General features: G+C 46.1%; 14 protein-coding genes and 2 pseudogenes. 6 read left to right on the top strand and 10 right to left on the bottom strand.

Annotated features, from left to right (window positions below):
* Positions 1-62 precede the first annotated feature (62 nt).
* The 3 genes from HCJ96_RS13215 (at position 63) to HCJ96_RS13205 (ending at position 2,934) form a co-directional block, all read left to right on the top strand.
* Positions 63-941, top strand: a complete 879-nt coding sequence (locus HCJ96_RS13215) for an alpha/beta hydrolase family protein (protein ID WP_169211553.1) — start codon at positions 63-65, stop codon at positions 939-941.
* A gap of 8 nt (positions 942-949) precedes the next feature.
* Complete coding sequence (locus HCJ96_RS13210; RefSeq protein ID WP_169211552.1) at positions 950-2,125, top strand: DUF4785 domain-containing protein; 1,176 nt, start codon at positions 950-952, stop codon at positions 2,123-2,125.
* A gap of 140 nt (positions 2,126-2,265) precedes the next feature.
* Positions 2,266-2,934, top strand: a complete 669-nt coding sequence (locus HCJ96_RS13205; protein WP_169211551.1) for a hypothetical protein — start codon at positions 2,266-2,268, stop codon at positions 2,932-2,934.
* A 53-nt stretch (positions 2,935-2,987) separates the two neighbouring features.
* Here the strand turns inward: HCJ96_RS13205 and HCJ96_RS13200 are convergent, their stop codons facing one another.
* The gene (locus tag HCJ96_RS13200) at positions 2,988-4,889 is read right to left on the bottom strand and encodes an extracellular catalytic domain type 1 short-chain-length polyhydroxyalkanoate depolymerase (protein ID WP_169211550.1); all 1,902 of its coding nucleotides are present in this window, start codon (positions 4,887-4,889) and stop codon (positions 2,988-2,990) included.
* Between the two features lie 329 nt (positions 4,890-5,218).
* Here HCJ96_RS13200 and HCJ96_RS13195 point away from each other — a divergent pair, with 329 nt between their 5' ends.
* Positions 5,219-5,713: a hypothetical protein gene (locus HCJ96_RS13195; RefSeq protein ID WP_169211549.1), complete on the top strand. Its 495-nt coding sequence runs from the start codon at positions 5,219-5,221 to the stop codon at positions 5,711-5,713.
* Positions 5,714-5,777: 64 nt separating this feature from the next.
* On the opposite strand, the gene HCJ96_RS13190 is transcribed toward HCJ96_RS13195, so the two are convergent.
* The 3 genes from HCJ96_RS13190 to HCJ96_RS13180 form a co-directional block, all read right to left on the bottom strand.
* The gene (locus tag HCJ96_RS13190) at positions 5,778-6,389 is read right to left on the bottom strand and encodes a redoxin domain-containing protein (protein WP_246261409.1); all 612 of its coding nucleotides are present in this window, start codon (positions 6,387-6,389) and stop codon (positions 5,778-5,780) included.
* Positions 6,376-8,436 carry a protein-disulfide reductase DsbD family protein gene (locus HCJ96_RS13185; protein WP_169211548.1) on the bottom strand — a complete coding sequence of 687 codons (2,061 nt, stop codon included), beginning with the start codon at positions 8,434-8,436 and terminating at the stop codon, positions 6,376-6,378. The genes HCJ96_RS13190 and HCJ96_RS13185 overlap by 14 nt, the downstream gene beginning before the upstream one ends.
* Before the next feature lie 155 nt (positions 8,437-8,591).
* Complete coding sequence (locus tag HCJ96_RS13180; protein ID WP_169211547.1) at positions 8,592-10,364, bottom strand: sensor domain-containing diguanylate cyclase; 1,773 nt, start codon at positions 10,362-10,364, stop codon at positions 8,592-8,594.
* A 297-nt stretch (positions 10,365-10,661) separates the two neighbouring features.
* On the opposite strand from HCJ96_RS13180, the gene HCJ96_RS13175 reads away from it, so the two are divergent.
* Both HCJ96_RS13175 and HCJ96_RS13170 read left to right on the top strand, forming a co-directional pair.
* Positions 10,662-13,034, top strand: a complete 2,373-nt coding sequence (locus tag HCJ96_RS13175; protein WP_169211546.1) for a hybrid sensor histidine kinase/response regulator — start codon at positions 10,662-10,664, stop codon at positions 13,032-13,034.
* A gap of 185 nt (positions 13,035-13,219) precedes the next feature.
* Complete coding sequence (locus HCJ96_RS13170; RefSeq protein ID WP_169211545.1) at positions 13,220-13,651, top strand: hypothetical protein; 432 nt, start codon at positions 13,220-13,222, stop codon at positions 13,649-13,651.
* A 286-nt stretch (positions 13,652-13,937) separates the two neighbouring features.
* On the opposite strand, the gene HCJ96_RS13165 is transcribed toward HCJ96_RS13170, so the two are convergent.
* The 6 genes and pseudogenes from HCJ96_RS13165 to HCJ96_RS16210 all read right to left on the bottom strand — a co-directional run.
* Positions 13,938-14,885, bottom strand: coding sequence for a transposase (locus HCJ96_RS13165; RefSeq protein WP_169211544.1), 948 nt, complete (start codon positions 14,883-14,885; stop codon positions 13,938-13,940).
* A gap of 100 nt (positions 14,886-14,985) precedes the next feature.
* Positions 14,986-15,434: pseudogene (locus tag HCJ96_RS13160) on the bottom strand (transposase); the annotation flags it as partial.
* A gap of 346 nt (positions 15,435-15,780) precedes the next feature.
* Positions 15,781-16,182, bottom strand: coding sequence for an Imm63 family immunity protein (locus tag HCJ96_RS13155; RefSeq protein ID WP_169211543.1), 402 nt, complete (start codon positions 16,180-16,182; stop codon positions 15,781-15,783).
* Positions 16,183-16,184: 2 nt separating this feature from the next.
* A pseudogene (locus HCJ96_RS13150) lies at positions 16,185-16,334 on the bottom strand (TNT domain-containing protein); the annotation flags it as partial.
* Between the two features lie 121 nt (positions 16,335-16,455).
* Complete coding sequence (locus HCJ96_RS13145; RefSeq protein ID WP_169211542.1) at positions 16,456-16,686, bottom strand: DUF7683 domain-containing protein; 231 nt, start codon at positions 16,684-16,686, stop codon at positions 16,456-16,458.
* A 41-nt stretch (positions 16,687-16,727) separates the two neighbouring features.
* The coding region (locus HCJ96_RS16210; RefSeq protein ID WP_281358631.1) for a colicin E3/pyocin S6 family cytotoxin at positions 16,728-17,518 on the bottom strand (791 nt) is incomplete at its 5' end.

Genomic DNA, 17,518 nt, shown 5'->3' with positions numbered 1-17,518 from the left:
GACTAATCTTATCGGAGGTCCGATCAGTCTGGGCCGTATCGCTCAACAATAAGGTAAACATCATGCTTAATTTAACTCAACGAGGTAAAGGAGGGAGACTGAAGTTTGTGCTCTTATTTTTAACTTGGCTTAGCGCAGGAACAGCTCACGCCAACTTTGGTGTCGCTTTCGTGCACGGCACAGGCGCTCAGGACGACGCGTTGAATAGCTATTGGACGTCCGCATTTGTATCATCAGTTATGTCGGGCAACGGCTCACGTTACATTGTGATCAATTGCGACTTTGAACAATATATGTGGGATAGCGCGGCAACCGGCTGTCTGGCCACTCAGCTTACGCAGTTTATTCAATCGCAAAATATCACGCAGATGTATGTGATCACCCATTCCCATGGTGGCAATATGGTGCGCTGGATGATGTCAAATCCCACCTCCGATTACCGTTTTCCCGGAATTTTAGACCGTATCAGTAATGTTACCGCGATAGCCGCTTCAAGTGCAGGAACACCGCTGGCGAATGCGGTAATAAACGGCAATGTGTTTGAGTCAGTTTTAGGCTGGATATTAGGGTATAAAAGTGATGCAGTTAAACAGCAGCAGACCAGCTGGATGAGCTATTACAATAATACTTATTTATTAGGTACCGCTGGCCGCCCTTCTCTGCCCAAACCATTTAAAAATGTGGTGGGCACCGATGTCGATTCTGCAATCTGGGATGCAGACAGCTACTGCGCCGGCTATCAAAACCAAGTGGCGTTGGAATTTACCCAAAACTGGTTGAATTCCTGCTCTGATGGCTTTTTAGAGTGCAGCTCTCAGGAGGCCGCAGGCAACTTATGGTTTCGTGATAAGCAACGAACCAAAGGACGTGAACCGTTAAGTCACCAGCAATCACGGCGCAAGTGCTTTAACCTTGACCGCATATTGCGCGACGACATATAGGAGGCTGCATGATGAAAAATTTATTCCGTAATTTAATGCTCTTTACGACATCGGCCTTGTCTCTGGCTGTAAATGCTGGTTCAGCAACCACAGGGGATTATGTGCATTATAGTTTTCCTATCGCTGCTGTCGCGACCATTGAGAATGCCAATCAACCAACGCTGGAGTCGAGCAAAACATTATGGCGGCAGGTTTCCGGTAAACAATTGAAGCAAGGTGTCGCGTTATATAACCACGGTGCGCAACCGCTGGTTTTACTTTCACATCATTCAAAATCTTCATCAACTGACGTCATTGATGTAAAACAGCTTATTTTAAAAGACAAACAAGGTATCGCAGTGAAAAGCCAGATGGTATCTGAACAGGCGTTACGCGAGACCGGATTTTTCTCCCGTTCTGCCGCGGTAATGACTGAAGATAAAGCAGCGCGCGGGCCACTCACCCTGCAATCTAATCAACCTTTTGCTGACGAACAATTGTTTGTCATGACCGTGAAAGACAAATACTCTCCGGTGAGTCTGGATGTATTTGCTCCCCATCAACAGGTTAAAACAACTCAGCCGCACCTGGCAAAAGTGTCGATGAAACTGTTTGCGCGGCAAAAACTTTCATTGAATAAACACGCTGCATCGGTGGAAGCGATTTTGCACGCACCAGATGGTGAGCGTATTCAACTGGAGGTGGCACAGGGGCCGCAGGAAATGACGATTTTGCCGCCAAAAATAAATCAGCCGTTACCCCCCCGCCAGGGACTTTACGATATAGAAGTTAAACTCAATGCAACGTATGGCGGGCACATACTGCAACGCAATGTCAAAGTGGCTGTTGCCATTCCAACCATGACGGCATCGTTAACCCGCTATACCATGTTACCAGACCAACCCGCTGCCGCTAACATTACGTTGTTAGCCCGTGAGCCTGCCAGATACGAAGTAAGAGCAGTTCTGTATGGCTATAACCGCGCAGGTAAGCAGGTAGCGATAATGGAAGGACATGCGGCACAAATGTTGAACAGTGGTGAAAGGGATATCATCATTCCGTTTGATCTAAGTAAATTAGGCGAGCAGACCTTTGTTGGCCCGTATGCTGTTGGCAATGTCAGGCTTTATGACCAGGACCAACTGGCCCTGTTAGACGAGTCTGCAAAACGCACCATCACCAAACGGCCACTGTCACTTAGATAACTAAGGCTGTAACTTGTTATTGGCCGCGCTTGCGGCCTTTTTACATTGTGTCACCTACGCCTGAGCGATCTAATTGTAGCTAAAACCAATATAAAGCTGAGATCGCACATTTATTTTTTCTTCCACAAAAGGACGGATTTATGATGGGTTTAGGAACCAATGGTTTAGTTGCCTACCAGCTATTCAAAACGCTGAAACAAAAAACACGTAGTGTCGAGCAAGCGGTTGCCTCTGAGCCGCTTAGTGTTGCCACTCAGCCACCATCTATAATGGCATTAACGGCAACTGCGTATTCAGTTTCCAAGTTAACCAAATATAAACAGGTACAACGTTTTCTGTTGAAGGCGACTATCAGCACCGCCATCGCAGGACTGGTCACGTCGGGGATCCAGGCGCTCACAAGGCGAAAAAGTGTAGACGACAACGATATAGTGGATGTGGTTGATGAAGCCGTCGACGGGCCTACGGACAATGCGGCCGCTATCGCTGCGGTAAGTGGTACTGTACCGTATGCCTCTGGTCCGTTATTGGCTGCATCGGCAGCCGGTTTTGCGGCATCGGCAATACTGGATAAGTCGAAAAAGCGCGGCAGCAGCCGGCTATCAAAAGTATTGATCGGCAGCTGTATTGGATTTGCCGCTGCTCATGTGGTTAAAAAATTGGACGCACCAGTACGCAGAGAAATTGATAAACAGGCAGCGAGCCAGGCAAGCAACGAAGCAGAAGGGTTTGACCCTGATAAACCGTATATTCCTAAAAAGATGGAACCCATTTTGGATAGCTGGGGCGGCGCTTCACAAGGCCACTAATCAGATGCACCAGGCAATGGGGCATCCTGCCCCATTGTTATTTATTAAGCCGGTTACGGGCAATCGCCTTCGTACCAACTCTCACCATCTAGTGACGACAATGTGCTATTACCCCAGGTAGAGCCAGTTAAGGGATCATTGGAACCTACTGCAAAATAGTTTGGTGACCAATAGTTTCCGGTGCTAAACGCGCGTCCAGCCACTTTGTGATAATAGTTGGCGGTAGTAAAGGAGGCGCATTGATCATCGCTGCCGTCTCCATTTCCGCCACCACTGCCACCGCCCTGGTTGCCGCTGCATGCCTGAACGGGGCCCGCACAGCTATTATCATTGTCCTGCCATTGACACTGTTGGCCCGTTACACCAATCTCATTCAGTTTAAAGGGGTTACTGCTGTACTCAAGATAACAATTGGAGTAGTTGGTATAATCTAATCTGCCCGCTGCAATATGCCCATCCAGATTATCCGTTATTCCCGCATCAATAGAAAATGTCAGCTGTGCGGAAGTGGTGAGCTGCGTGCTATCCGTCGCTGTGACCGTGGCTGACTGTTGACCTCCAGGTAACTTACATGCTGACGCTTTGAACAGTCTGCCGTCTATTTCTGCAGTTTTAGTGGCGTTGCTAAAGGCAACCGTTACCCGGGTCAGGTCTTGATTGATATCAATCACCTCACCGGTAATGTCTGCGCATTGGGCTTGGATAACCACCTGAATATTACTCAGTTCGGGCGCGGTTTGCGGCGGCGGCGGACCAATCCTGATGGTGTCTGATTGAGTCAATGATATTGCACCTTCATTATCGCTGGCATTGGCATCAATGTAATACAGTGCATCAGGCAATGCACTGGTCGTTACGCTAAAGGTTTCACCGACAAGGGCCTGGGTGGAATATTGATAGATATTGTCGGCATCGTCCTGCACCTGAATAAAGATCGTGTCCACTGATCCATCAGCATCTGTTACCTGTCCTGAAATCGTTATCTGGCTGTTGGCAGCGCTTAAATTCAAGTTGGTCAGCACCGGTGCCTCGTTTCGATTTACCCGCTGATTATTGTTAGCAAAATATTCACCTAAATACATGGCGTAGTTAATGCCATTGCCATTGATGTACGAACCCGAAGCCCCCTGCCCGCCGGACCAGGCATGATCTACGCCATTTAGCCACAACATGGAAACGCGACCGTCCGTCCATCTGTGTTCTTCAGCGGTACGACTACTAGAGCCAATGGTGGTTGTGCCAGGTGATTCAGCAACGTTATACACCGCTGCCATGCCCTCGGCATTTTGGCGGTTATAACACTGATCCACAGTAGTATCGGCATCACCATGTGCGATAGACGCAATCTGGGTGTCTAAAAAGCCTGCATACGAACCTGCGTACTGCTGGCAACGTTGCGCAACATTGGCCGCCTCACAACTGCCAATTGCACCGCCAGAACTGGTGCCGATACTGGGGCCTGCGCTCACGCCCATTCCAGCAAACACATCAGGTGCAATACATGCGGTGGTATTGGCAAAAGCGGCACCTGACGATAAGCCTGCAATATACACCTGATTTTCGTCAATGTTGTAAGCCGCGTCATTGCTTAATGCGCCAGCCAGATTAATCAAATTTTTATAGTCGCCTGAGGTTCTCGTTTTGGCCCCTTGCCAGTACGACCAGCAGCTAAACCCCGCTTTGTTCATTGCATCAGGTACCGCAATAACCATTCCGTAAGCCTCGGCGGCCTGTTCAAGATTCGCAGTCAGGTATGCATCAATCGACTGTGTGCAACCATGTAACACAATTAACAATGCCTTACCTTCACCTACCGACGACTGGCTATCGGGGGTATAAATATGCACCCTGTTAAATCCGCCCGTTGTGACATTGTTTTGCCAGCTGCCGGCATGGCTTGCCTGGTGGGCCAGAACAGTCGCCATAGTTACTATGACGAGGTACAGAAATTTCATAAAGGTCTCCACTTACTGATAAAATGTTAACCAAGTGTTAACGTAAATGGCTTATTCCGCTGTAGTACCTTCGTACTATCAATTGCAAACAGTTCGGTTTAAATATGGCGAAGTGTTTATAAATTACGCATTGTTGCACCCATAAAATTCACAAATAAAACGATGATTTAGCACCGTTTTTACAATGGTGTAAGGAACAATAACTATGTCTCGCGCAAGATACCTGGTTATTGTTTATCCAGATTGTTTTTTGCCCACCCCTGCCTATAATGCGCGCCAGATTACTTGAGTCGATTACTTTTTATTCTTATTTTGTTGAGGTTTATACAATGAAAACTATTTTAGCTGTTGCGTTAGTTGCAGGTTCTTCACTTTCTTTCAGTTCAGTGGCAAACGAAAAAGTTGGCCTGTTTTTGAAAGATAACTCGTTGGAATCTCGCGTATGCCTGACAGCAGCAGCCCACGGTTTAGACGCGGCAATGCAGGAAGTGAGCAAGTCTGGTAAGTCTTTCGCTCGTTTCACCAGACACCTCGAGTGTAATGGCGTGTCAGTGTCGGCTTTCGCCAACCGTTATAGTGGTGCAACGGTAGTTGAACAACGCGAAATTAACACTGAAGCAGCGAAAAAGAGTGTAGTTTTAGTAGCTAAGAACAACAAAGAATCTAAAGTTTGTGCAGATGCGGCTGCTATCGGTCTGCAGCGCGCTGCTGCGACTCACGGCTTGAATGCGCATGAAGTAAGAAGTATTGTTTGTAACGATGCACCGATTTCTAAATTCGTAAACGACTTTAAAAAGAAAGACGTTCAGGTTAGCGCTGAATAAGTGACATTTAAAAGAGCCAGCACCAGTGTGCTGGCTTGTTATTTTGTATATCCGTCGCTTGCCCTCAGCTTTTATATTTGATTGAACAGCCGTAGGGTGCGGTTTTCTTATATTGAAGTTCTTCCCCAGACGCTAATGACGTCATCCCCATTTTCACGTAATTATCTGCTTTAGCGATATCAGCAGGATTAGCCGATTTAATGCTGTCTATAGCACCAGCATAACGTAGCATGCCACTGTCATCGATAATATACATGTGCGGTGTGGTCTTAGCGGCGTACATCTTCCCTACTTCGCCACTTTCATCAAACAACACATGTGACGGGCTGGCATTTCTATCTTCAGTCAGTTTCACCGCTTCAGCTGCACTGACATGACCCTGTTTACCCGGCGCAGACGAAATGATGGTTAACCACACTACATCCTCGTCAGTATAGCTTTTTTGCAGATCCTGCATGTTTTCGCTGTTGTAGTGTTTTTGTACATACGGACACAAATGATTTGTCCATTCCAGGATGACGGTTTTGCCCTTAAAGTCAGCTAAACTGACTTGCTCACCTTGGGTGTTGGTAAGGGAAAAGTCGGGTGCCTGTTTATCAATATCTACCGCGGCGTTTGTCAGCATTGAAGAGCAGCCCAGCATAACGCTGGCTAACCACATTTTAATTTTCATCATTCACCTCATTAACGGCTTTCGTTATTGCCTTTACTACCAGATCAGGGGTTAAAATTTGCGGTAGTACTTCTTTGCTTTGCTCTCCCGCATACACTACGTATAAAGGTACACCTGAACGTTGGTACTGGTTCAGATACCCTAATATCTCATCATTTTTATTGGTCCAATCGCCTACCATATAATGTACCTGCGGCTGCGCGAGTGCCTGGGTGAACGCGCTGGAGGTGAATGCGACCTGTTCGTTTACTTTACAGGTGATACACCAGTCGGCGGTCATGTTCACGATCACAACCTGATTGTCCTGGCGCAAGGCGGCTAACTGTTGCTTGTTAAACGCCAGGGTTGTAGCTTGGCTGTCAGTCGATGGCGAAGTGAGCACGAAAAGCGGTACTAAGAACCCTGAAACAGCGAACATCAGTGCGGCGACATGCGCAAAGGTGCGCTGAGTCCGGCGGTATAACCACAATGCGAAAAACAAAATGAGCAAGCCGCCAAGCAATGCCATCATTGCCATTGGCGAAGTTTGATTGCCGAATACCCAGAGCAACCAGATCACGGTGGCCAGCATGGGAAACGCCAAAAACTGGCGAAAAGTGCTCATCCAGGGCCCGGGCTTAGGAATCTTGCGGGTTAACCCGGGTAGCCAAAAAAGAACGCTCAGCGGCAGCGCAAAACCTAATCCAAGGCTTAAGAAGATCGCGAGTGTGATCATGTCTGAACTGACCAGAGCAACACCCAGCGCCGCAGCCATAAAAGGGGCGGTGCACGGTGAAGCCACCACTACCGCCAGCACGCCGGTAGCAAATTGGCTGGTAAATCCATTCTGCTGAATAAATCCCTGGCCAATTCCCGCCAGTCGATTTCCGGCAGGAGCCATATCAAACAAGGCCGCAGCGATAAATGTAAATAGAAACGCCAGTGCGGCAACCACGACAGGTGATTGCATGTGAAAGCCCCACCCAAGTGTTGAACCACTATGTTTAAAGGCAATGATAATTAACGCGAAAACGCTGAAACTCACCAGCACGCCGGATGCATAAGCCAGCTTAACCGCGGTTGACTGCGACGTTCTTTGCATCGACAAAGCTTTGATTGACAGTATCGGCAGCACACAGGGCATCAGATTGAGAATCACGCCACCTATAAACGCCATGGCCATGCTGACGAGAATTGTTGTATACGTAAAAGTAGCTGATACATTCTTAGCTTGAAGCACTTCGCCAGCAACCGCATTATTCATTTGTGCTTTGACATAAAATCCGGTTTGGCCATCACTAACCAGAAAGCGAAGTGAATTTTGTGATGGCGTAAAGTAATCTGATTTGGCCCCGACAAAGGTTGAGGATTGTGCGGTTTCAATATGTTGGATGGCACCGGCATGGTTTAATATACTGGATGAAAACGGAAAAAGCAGCCAATCACCGTCAGGCAATAATTCATTTAACTGCAGCACCACCTTATTATCGGTGATTTCATACCGAGCACTCTTAACTACTTCGTCCGGTAGCTGCTCGCGCGCTTCATCAAAAAGCCCGGCCTGCGCTGAAGGCTGGTGATCGGAGGCTACTTTCAGCGTTTTGGTCAGCGTTGCCCAGCCTGGTATGCAATCTTCTTTACACACTAGCCAGGACAGATCCGCACTGATATCGAGGGTCGCCCCATACTTTACTTCGTCACTTAGGGTCAACGGAACCATCAATAATGAATGGTTTTCATAGCCATAATTTACCAAGTGAGCAATCGGAATTTTACTGGGTAACGGCCACTGAATTTCACCCGCACTCACCCCTTCTGGCAATATCCAATCAATTTTGGGTGGCTCACCCGAATCGCCTGGATTGCGCCAGTAGGTATGCCATTCAGGATCGGGCCTTAACCAGATGCCGAACCAATTCACCCCCGGTTTTAATTGCGCAAACTCACTTACCAGGCGTACCTGGATGTGCGGCTGAGTGGCCTGGTCGGTGTTGCGGGCGGTCGGCTCAGCAACGGTGTGGAAACAAATAAGCCATAAAAATAGGCAGCTCAATTTAATATGATTGATCATGTGTGGGAGTTTATCTTCACTGATGCCTTAACATTCATAACTCTGAGTTTATTCAATTTGTGGCAACGAACAATCATTATCGGACGAAAAATAAACATTTCACGCCAAACTGGCTTTTTCAGTTACATTGCGATCACACGAATATCCAAACCAGATTAAACTTTAACTTTTGAGCGGCTCTGACGAACGTGCTGCTGAGTCGCTGCCTTAACCTGATTGCGGCCCGACGCTTTAACCTGATAAAGCGCCTCGTCAGCTACATTAATTATGGTTTCTAAATCATCATCACGTAATTTGGTCTTGCTGAACATACCATCTATGGTACCGCACACTCCAAAACTGGCGGTAAACTTAATCGCCCCGCCCGGGCTAGTCAGTTCAATTTTTTCGATTTGTTGACGTAGCCTCTCAGCATGCTGGGTGGCTTGTGCCTCAGAGGTTTCTGGTAATAAAATTAAAAATTCCTCACCCCCCCATCGGGCAATAATATCACTTCTGCGCGCCCCTCGTTTTAACACCGCAGCGACTGCTTTTAATACTTCATCGCCTTTAGAATGACCAAAGCCATCGTTGATCCGTTTAAAGTGATCAATGTCAATCAACACCACCGAAACATCCCGGCCGTTCCTGATTTCCTGAAACCAGATGGGTTGGGCGGCATGAGCAAACCCGCGGCGATTATTCAAGCCAGTAAGCGAATCAAGGCGAGCGGTTTTTTCAGCCATTTGCTTGTCCGCTTCGGCAGAGCGAAAGCGTTGTGCCAGCAAAAACGCCAGACAAATTGCCTCAAATGCCATACCGACTTCTATCAGTTTAAAGGTTACATCGTTATAGGGTACAAACCCCGCAACGGCGGCGGTAGAAATACAAATGCAGGTGGCAGCAGTAACAGAGCAAATAAGAAATAGTCTGGCTGCGGCTATGCGATGCTTAAGGGCCTGTAGCCCCAGTAAGATAAAAAGTACGGCAAAAGTGGTGTTAAGCAAAAATGCCAGAAATAGTGCAAAAGTAAGTTGGTTGAAAATAAAACCTATTACCATACCGGCAGGAATCACAAGGGTTACGACAATGGTCGCCCTATCCAATATCGGTGCATACTGCTTTGTTTGTAGCAACTTACGCGCAAAATGCAACCCGGCGATGGAATAGGTGATCATTAAAAATATGTCCAGCCAGTCCTGAAAGTACGGTCCGAAGTCGGGTGTTATCCAAGTGTGCAGTTGGCCGGTATACGATAAACTGTTGATGACGAACCCTATCAGGTAAAGCGCGTACAGGCCGTATTCCGGCAGGCGGACACTGAAAAACAAAATAAGGTTGTACAGGGCTAACGCGACCATAATGCCGTAGAGAAAGCCGTACTGATAACTACTTGAAATATCTCTTTTTACCGCAAGCTCTGTCGTCGCAATGCGTAATGGTATGGCCATTGGCCCTACGCTTTCAACGCGCAGATAAAGTTGCGACTCACCTTTGGGGAGTTCGGCTTCAAACGCAAAGTAGCGGTACTGCATAGGGCGCTGTTCGAACGCGACCGCATCGCCACCGCTTACCTGTTGAATCACCCTGCCCTGATAAACAATCCAGGCCTCAATCACATCTAACCAAGGAGTTTCGACGCTGATCCGATAGTTTTCGTCATTCGTTGTTGAGTTCAGCAAGCGGGTTTTTAACCAGACCGGCGCAACACTTATCCCTAACGAGATGGATTGATGCTTTCCAAGGCGTACTTCAGAAGAGTTAAACGCAGCTATAGCCTGCGCTAGCGTCAGCTTTTCGTCATTGTTTTCTTGCAAGTAACGGGTGTATTCACCCGCGGTGAGTTCTGGGGTATCGGTGAGGTCAATAATCGGTTGCGGGTACCCGAAAAATGACACCAACAATGCTAAGAGAAAAGTAAGTAGCCGAGCAGAATTTTTATGGTTCATAATGTATCTCCGCCCAGACCATCAAGCAGCGCGAGAGCAATATTGACCTCGATTATTAATCAATCTGTCTCAGGTATCAACCGCGATGTTCCTCGCGGAAGAATATTAATGGTAAAATGTTTACTATTATAGGTTCTTCCGAATATTTATAACAGCTGCCGTGCTTTTCGTGCTAATTTGAATATTCAATTAGTCTATGTCACTCTCATGGCTTACGGTCAAAATATACTCTCTATTCGTTTGTTGCAATGTCGTATTTTTGCAGCAATTTCAGCCATTACTTACCGGTAACACTAAATGAACAGTCCTTCCTTGCACGTTGCCGATAATTTTGGTGACGGCACCGTAGCCGCTTTAATGCGAACGCACGATTGGAGTCAGTCTCCATTAGGTCACCCGGATACCTGGCCGCAAGTATTGCGCACAGTGGTTACGCTAATCTTAAACTCCAAATTTCCAATGTTTCTGGCTTGGGGGCCACAACTGGCGCTGCTGTACAACGACGCGTATGTAAATTTGCTGGTCAACAAACATCCCTCCGCATTAGGGCGCCCCTTCGAAGAGGTGTGGTCAGAAATATGGAACGATATTACCCCAATTGTCGAACAGGCAATGGCGGGAGAGTCTACTTATCATGAAAATTTACCCTTAACCCTGAAACGAAAAGGCTACGAGGAGTCAACCTGGTTCACTTTTTCTTACTCTTCTATCTACGATGAAAACGGCACTGTTGCAGGCATGTATTGTGCCTGCACCGAGACGACACAGCAGGTGCTGGCAACGCGACAACGCAAAAATGAAATAGAGCATCTGCGTCAACTTTTCCAGCAAGCACCTGGCATTATCGCGGTACTGCGGGGAAAGGATTATGTCTTTGAACTGGCCAATGACGCCTACCAGCGGTTAGTAGGCAACCGAGAGTTAATTGGAAAAAAGGCTCGCGATGTACTTCCTGAAATTGAGGGCCAAGGCCTGTTTGAACTGCTTGATAGCGTTTTTGAATCAGGTGAACCCTATGTAGGTAGGGGTATTCCAGTGAAATTGCGCCGCCCCCCTGCCGAAGAATTAGAACTGTATTACGTAGATTTTATCTATCAGCCCATTCGTGATGCGAGTGGACAGATAACAGGCATCTTTATTGAAGGCAGTGATGTATCAGAAGCAGTGAAAGCCACCTTAGCCCTACACGAAAGCGAGCAGCACTTGCGGCAGTTGGCGAATTCCATCCCACACCTTGCCTGGCTGGCGGAGCCAGATGGGCAGATATTATGGTTTAATAATCGCTGGTACGAATACACCGGCACCACTGAAGAACAAGTGACTGGCTGGAAGTGGACAGAACTTCACGAACCCAAATACCTACCTATGGTGCTGTCAACGTACAAGCGATGCCTGCAGTCGGGAGAAACATTTGAACTTAGTTTCCCCCTACGGTCTGCGTCGGGTGAATATCGTACATTTTTTACCCGGGCCACTCCCCTACGGGATGAGGCGGGTAAAATCATGCAATGGCTGGGTACTAATACTGACATTCACGATATAGAGAATGTGCAGAAAGAACTGCAGGCAGCGAATCGCAGAAAAGATGAGTTCTTAGCTATGCTGGCCCACGAACTACGCAATCCGCTGGCCCCAATAGGTACGGCGGCAGAGCTCCTTGGCCATTCCCCAGCTGAGCCTTCGCTGGTAAAAAAAGCCAGTGATATTATCTCGCGTCAGGTGGTACATATGACCGGCTTAGTTGATGATCTGCTAGACGTGTCGCGTGTAACGCGAGGCTTAATATCAATGCAAATGAAGCCAGTCGATCTGGCAAAAGTTATAGAAGATGCGATTGAGCAAGTCAGCCCCCTGATTGAACAAAAAGGACAGCGTCTAGAGGTGAGAATCAGTCACCAGCAAGCCATTGTTGATGGTGATCGCAGCAGGCTCACGCAAGTGGTTGCCAACATTCTCAATAATGCTAATCGTTACACCCCCGCGAACGGCCACATTCAGGTGACACTAACGGTTGATGAAGGAAATTGTAAAATCACCATCCAGGATAATGGTATTGGTATCGAGGCCAAACTGATACCGCATATTTTCGACCATTTCACACAAGCAGAGCGCTCACCGGATCGCGCTCAAGGGGGCTTAGGGCTGGGCTTGGCTTTGGTCAAAAGTTTGCTCGAACTGCATAACGGTAGTGCGACGGCAGAAAGTAACGGCTTAAATCAGGGCAGCCTGTTTACCGTGCTGCTACCGCTATCGTTAAGCTGCAAAGAACCAGAAATCACAGAGGCGCCACCACAGAAGTCGATTGATGGTGCACTTGATATTATGATTGTAGATGACAACGTTGACGCTGCCCAAATGCTATCGATGTTACTCGCTATTCAGGGGCATCGTACCCAAATTGAGCACAGGGGGCCGGCAGCGCTCAGGCGATTAGAACACGCCATTCCCCAGGCCATGGTGATTGATATCGGCATGCCTGAGATGGATGGTTATGAACTGGCGCAACGCATCCGCGCGCTCCCCCGGGCCGCCAATACAGTACTGATAGCATTGACCGGTTATGGACATAGCGAAGACCGCAACCGCTCAAAATTGGCCGGATTCGATTATCACCTGGTCAAACCGGTGGTCATCAAAGACCTTACCGCAATTTTGAAGGATATTGAGTAAAGACTATTCGATAGAAAAGACTATTCGATAGACACCCACCTGTTATATGTTCGAAAAGAGCACATGTAAAAGACTATTCGATAGGACTATTTAAAAATATTGGACACCCACCTGTCAGATGTTTGAAAAGATCAGATGACAGAGTGTGGGTGTCCATTATTTAAGTTCTCAGTAGAGTAAGCTGGATGAAAATTTTCACTAACCCGCAAGCTAAACTTAAAAGTAAGTATGGCCAATATCAAATAGCAGTCCTAGGAAATGTGGTTGCTGTATCTGCCGAAGGTATTGCAGACACTGATGCTATAGCGCGCTACGGGAGTGATATGATGGAGGTCGTAAGTCAGTTTAACGGCCATCGATGGGCATTTTTAGGCTTTCTTCACGGCTCGGCTTTGCTAACGAAAGGAGGAGAAATTGAGCTGCAAAAATCAATCGAGTGGCGGGTTAGTAAAGGCATGGTGCTAGGCGCCATAGTGACTGGCGAAACCACCATTGCAGCAATGGTTAATGCGCAGTTTAGTCGTATTTATGAACGAGCCGGCGTTGAGCTAGGCGTTTTCAGTAATGAAGACGCGGCCATGGCGTGGCTGGCTGAAAAAGGGTTTAGGGCCTCTTGATTTTTCGAGGCTGACGTAGCGTTAATCAAGACTTAATACGCTACTTCCATCTAAAGCAAGACGCTACTTCTATCTAAAGCAAGACACCCACATAACCAAAAGTTGAAAATCCCACAATGCGTTTCGATACTGAAAAAATTTTTATATTAAAAAAGCGTACAAAATTGACTCTAATTCAATAGAGCTGGAAACTTTTGCCTTGCATGGGTGTTTTGAGGGCGCAATCGTTCGCATGGAGAAACGTTTGTTACGATAGACGTGGTATAAAGTAAATTGCTACATACTCTTATGCAGTATCTTGGTACCCTCTCTTGTCTAACTTTCGCATTATCAACGGTGCGCAGATGGTAGTGGTAAATTCCGTTTCAATACTGGCAACCAACCAGTTCCAGTCGACCGAGTTTAAACCAGCGCGTTTCAGAATCGGTTGATTACTGATAATCGTTCCTCGTTTTCTTGGGTGAAAGTGTCGCCCTGTCTCTTCTACCAGTTGAAGGTATTCTTCTAACCTGAAAGGTAAGCCTATTGGCATATCTTTTCTCGGATTTCCTGCGAAGGACAATAAACTTGCGGGTTGCCGATTACTTTTAGCTGCACTAATTCGTTTTTGGATACTGGTATGATTGGATTGTTCGGGCGTTTTTGCCATTCTTGCACGAACAGGGTTCAAATCCACATAAGCCATGCACGCGGCCAAGGACGTTTCGTCTAACAACGCCTGAGATTTAAACCGCCCCTCCCAGAAGCGTCCGCTGCACTTATCCTCTTTATTGGCCTGCCGTGCAATATACTCATTTAACGAACGCATAAACCAGCTGATATCGTGCAGACGCTGACGATAGATATCAGCGATTTTCTCAACCGCATTGTGCTCAACCGCTGACATGGCGCTCGTTTCTTTTTCATGAACAAAACGCCGGGTTAACAGCGTGCCTTGATGTAATTTGTGCCACCGTACCAAGACTTCCTTGGTTGACCAGCCTAATGCAGCTTCTCTATTAACATGCAGTACGACATGGGTGTGGTTACTCATTACCGCAAACGCACATATATCGATAGCAAACACCGCTGCCAAGCGAAGTAAACGGTCTTCAACCCACTGTCGGCGATGCTCGTAGCATTGCCCTGTGAATTTATCTTTGCCACATAAAAAGGCCCGACGTACACAGCGAGAAACGCAATGGTAGTAAGGAGTGTCAGTTAGCGAAATTAACGATTTGCGAGGTCGAGGCATGTTGCATCAGTGTGTGAAAATTATTGACTCAAACTGTGCCTCATTCTTCGTCTTTTTGATACTGTACTTGAGGTAAGGGGGTGGGTGTCTATGAGATGTTTGATTCTAGCCAGAACTGTTTAATCAAACCTGTAAGACGTTGATTGGCTTTGGCGCGTTTGGAGCGAGGTTGTTTGTTCCATGCATAATATCCACTCGGATGAACATCAAGCATTTTGCATAGCCAACGAACAGGCCAACTGTCCGAGTTTTCTTTGATAAAGGCATACCTCAGTCGGACTGCTTTGCGAAGTATGCCGCGGCTTTTTTCAACAGGTCACGCTCTTCTGTTGTGCGTTTTAACTCTTTATGTAATCGCCTAATTTCCGCTTGTGCATCGCTCAATTCGTTATGCTGTTTAGAATCAGGGCCGTATTTTTTAACCCACGCATAAAGGCTATGTGTTGTGACATCTAATCGTTTGGCAACGTCAGATATTGAATGGCCCCGATCAACCACCTGCTTAACCGCTTCAATTTTGAATTCTTCTGGATAGCGTTTTCCGCTCATAAACACCTCTGTATTTTTAGTTAGTTTATCTAACTAAGAGGTGTCTAGGAAATTAGTGTCGATTCAAAATGTTGTCCTCGCAGATTGATTAGTATCGATGAAAATCCGTGAATCTAACTCCCCCTCAGCTTTTACAGAAACTATTGGACACCCACCTGTCAGATGAATGATGTTCCCACATGTCAGAATACAGAGTAAGGGTGAACAAGATTTGATAGGGCCTTCTTTGTTTATCGAGTCAGCGGAAGATGATGGGCAGCTACAAAAACATCCTTCCATTGTTTGACAAGAGCACGTATCAGAGTGTGGGTGTCGATGATCGCTCAACTCCAATTAGCTATGCTATTCAATCTTCAAAAGGTGCATTTCTTAAAATAGCTTCAATCTCCTTTTCCCTTTTACAACGCCATTCAGCTTTTACAGTTCCCAGCAATTCTAATTGTTTACTGAAAATTGTTCTTCTACAATCTTCTTCAGAGTTGCGGTTACGAAGTTCATAGTTGACCGCCATCTTGTGAGTTATATTGCTAAAAATTAGATATAACAATTCATCGTAGTTAGATACTTCTTTTTTAAAGATTTGATATCCTCTTTCAGAGGATAAATAAAGGTAAACGTCATCCCCTATTTCGATATAAGGCGTACCATCTTCTTTTGGAATACCCCAACCGGAAAGCAAGGATGAAGGTGCATCAATTATTGCTCCAAGCTTTTTTAAATCTGCAGTCATGGTTTCGAAATTATGCATAATTACCCCTCAATTTCCTTTAAATATTTGTTATCAATTAGCCATTGAATATTAACTCTATCAGGCAAGTCAGGAAGAATTTGAGTACCACCACCTTCCTGACCAAATGCTGGCGACATTTTGCCCTCTAGTACTGGAAGAGGCTTTAATACTTCGAAGCGATGTCAGAATGTAGAGAGTGTATGTACATTATTTAAGTGTGTGGAAGTCAATGGACTTCTTTCTAATGTTCGAAAAAATTAGGTGCCATAGTTTGGGTGTCTATTATTTATTTCATGTATCAAACTCAAGGAAATAATCATATTGTGAAAAATTGAATGGATGGTTAGTAAATGCCGAAAAATATGGAATCATTTCAGATTTGATTTGAAAGCTATCATACATAGGGTTGCTTGAATCAACCTCAAACAATAATTGCAACTCTGCAAGTTGCAATTCACCAACCTTAAACTCACCGACTAAACTTTCATCTTGCTTGTCAAAATATCTTATAATCCTAGTCATTGTTATTTCTCAACTTTTCTATTTTTATCTGCAGGTTTAGTTTACTCTCCCGTATTTGGATCAAACTCGCCTAAATGTTTGCCTTGTTTATTATATTTCTCTACTGTCCCATGTTGACTATCCCATTCATAAATATTGCCTTTCTTATCTTTCCACCTTTTTCTAAGACCACCTCCACCTTGAATGGCTGTTTTAGGCTTTGCAGATTTTAAACCATTTATTCCATCAATTTCCTTTGGTGGAGGAATGTATTTCAACGAGCTATCTATACTCAACTGAACATTAGCGCCAGAAAATTCATCCTGCACTACCGTTTCAGTATCAGATGAAATACTATCAGTTACCTCAGTTACACTTGAAGCATCAATCGTTTCTGGCGAGATATTAATGTAATTCCCAGTAGCAGGCACATTGGAAACAGGATTATCCATATTACCTGCAGAAGGCTCATTTCCTTTTGCTTGGAAACCATTTTTCTCTGGTGAATTATAGTTATTTGTTGCGCTAATAAATTCGTTAACCGCGCCGGTAATTTCCATTTTGCTTTCAAATGGGAGGCCCGACATCAACTCATCACGTTGTTGTGCTATTTGATTGTACGCCTCATAGTCTCCTGTACCAGCTAACGCCTGTTCCTTATTTTTGAGCGTGATAAGCCCATTGATAAAGTATTCTGTATCAACGGTGGGGGCTGAGTCTGGCGATTGGCCTAGTGCGGTGTTTACATTATTGAAGAGTGTTTCTACATCACGCGCAAATTGTTGCTGTGCATCTTCATCACCCGCAAGTGCCACTGCGCCAAGAACCGCCAGCTCTCCTCCTTCTACGATTG

This window comes from Alteromonas ponticola, from assembly GCF_012911815.1.
Taxonomy (GTDB): domain Bacteria; phylum Pseudomonadota; class Gammaproteobacteria; order Enterobacterales; family Alteromonadaceae; genus Alteromonas; species Alteromonas ponticola.
Note: the sequence above shows the minus strand (reverse complement) of the source record. Positions and strands in the feature narration are given on the sequence as shown.

Coding starts and splice junctions, on each gene's coding strand:
- HCJ96_RS13215 (WP_169211553.1), top strand. CDS start 63: ATGCTTAATTTAACTCAACGAGGTAAAGGAGGGAGACTGAAGTTTGTG.
- HCJ96_RS13210 (WP_169211552.1), top strand. CDS start 950: ATGATGAAAAATTTATTCCGTAATTTAATGCTCTTTACGACATCGGCC.
- HCJ96_RS13205 (WP_169211551.1), top strand. CDS start 2,266: ATGATGGGTTTAGGAACCAATGGTTTAGTTGCCTACCAGCTATTCAAA.
- HCJ96_RS13200 (WP_169211550.1), bottom strand. CDS start 4,889: ATGAAATTTCTGTACCTCGTCATAGTAACTATGGCGACTGTTCTGGCC.
- HCJ96_RS13195 (WP_169211549.1), top strand. CDS start 5,219: ATGAAAACTATTTTAGCTGTTGCGTTAGTTGCAGGTTCTTCACTTTCT.
- HCJ96_RS13190 (WP_246261409.1), bottom strand. CDS start 6,389: ATGATGAAAATTAAAATGTGGTTAGCCAGCGTTATGCTGGGCTGCTCT.
- HCJ96_RS13185 (WP_169211548.1), bottom strand. CDS start 8,436: ATGATCAATCATATTAAATTGAGCTGCCTATTTTTATGGCTTATTTGT.
- HCJ96_RS13180 (WP_169211547.1), bottom strand. CDS start 10,364: ATGAACCATAAAAATTCTGCTCGGCTACTTACTTTTCTCTTAGCATTG.
- HCJ96_RS13175 (WP_169211546.1), top strand. CDS start 10,662: ATGAACAGTCCTTCCTTGCACGTTGCCGATAATTTTGGTGACGGCACC.
- HCJ96_RS13170 (WP_169211545.1), top strand. CDS start 13,220: ATGAAAATTTTCACTAACCCGCAAGCTAAACTTAAAAGTAAGTATGGC.
- HCJ96_RS13165 (WP_169211544.1), bottom strand. CDS start 14,885: ATGCCTCGACCTCGCAAATCGTTAATTTCGCTAACTGACACTCCTTAC.
- HCJ96_RS13155 (WP_169211543.1), bottom strand. CDS start 16,182: ATGCATAATTTCGAAACCATGACTGCAGATTTAAAAAAGCTTGGAGCA.
- HCJ96_RS13145 (WP_169211542.1), bottom strand. CDS start 16,686: ATGACTAGGATTATAAGATATTTTGACAAGCAAGATGAAAGTTTAGTC.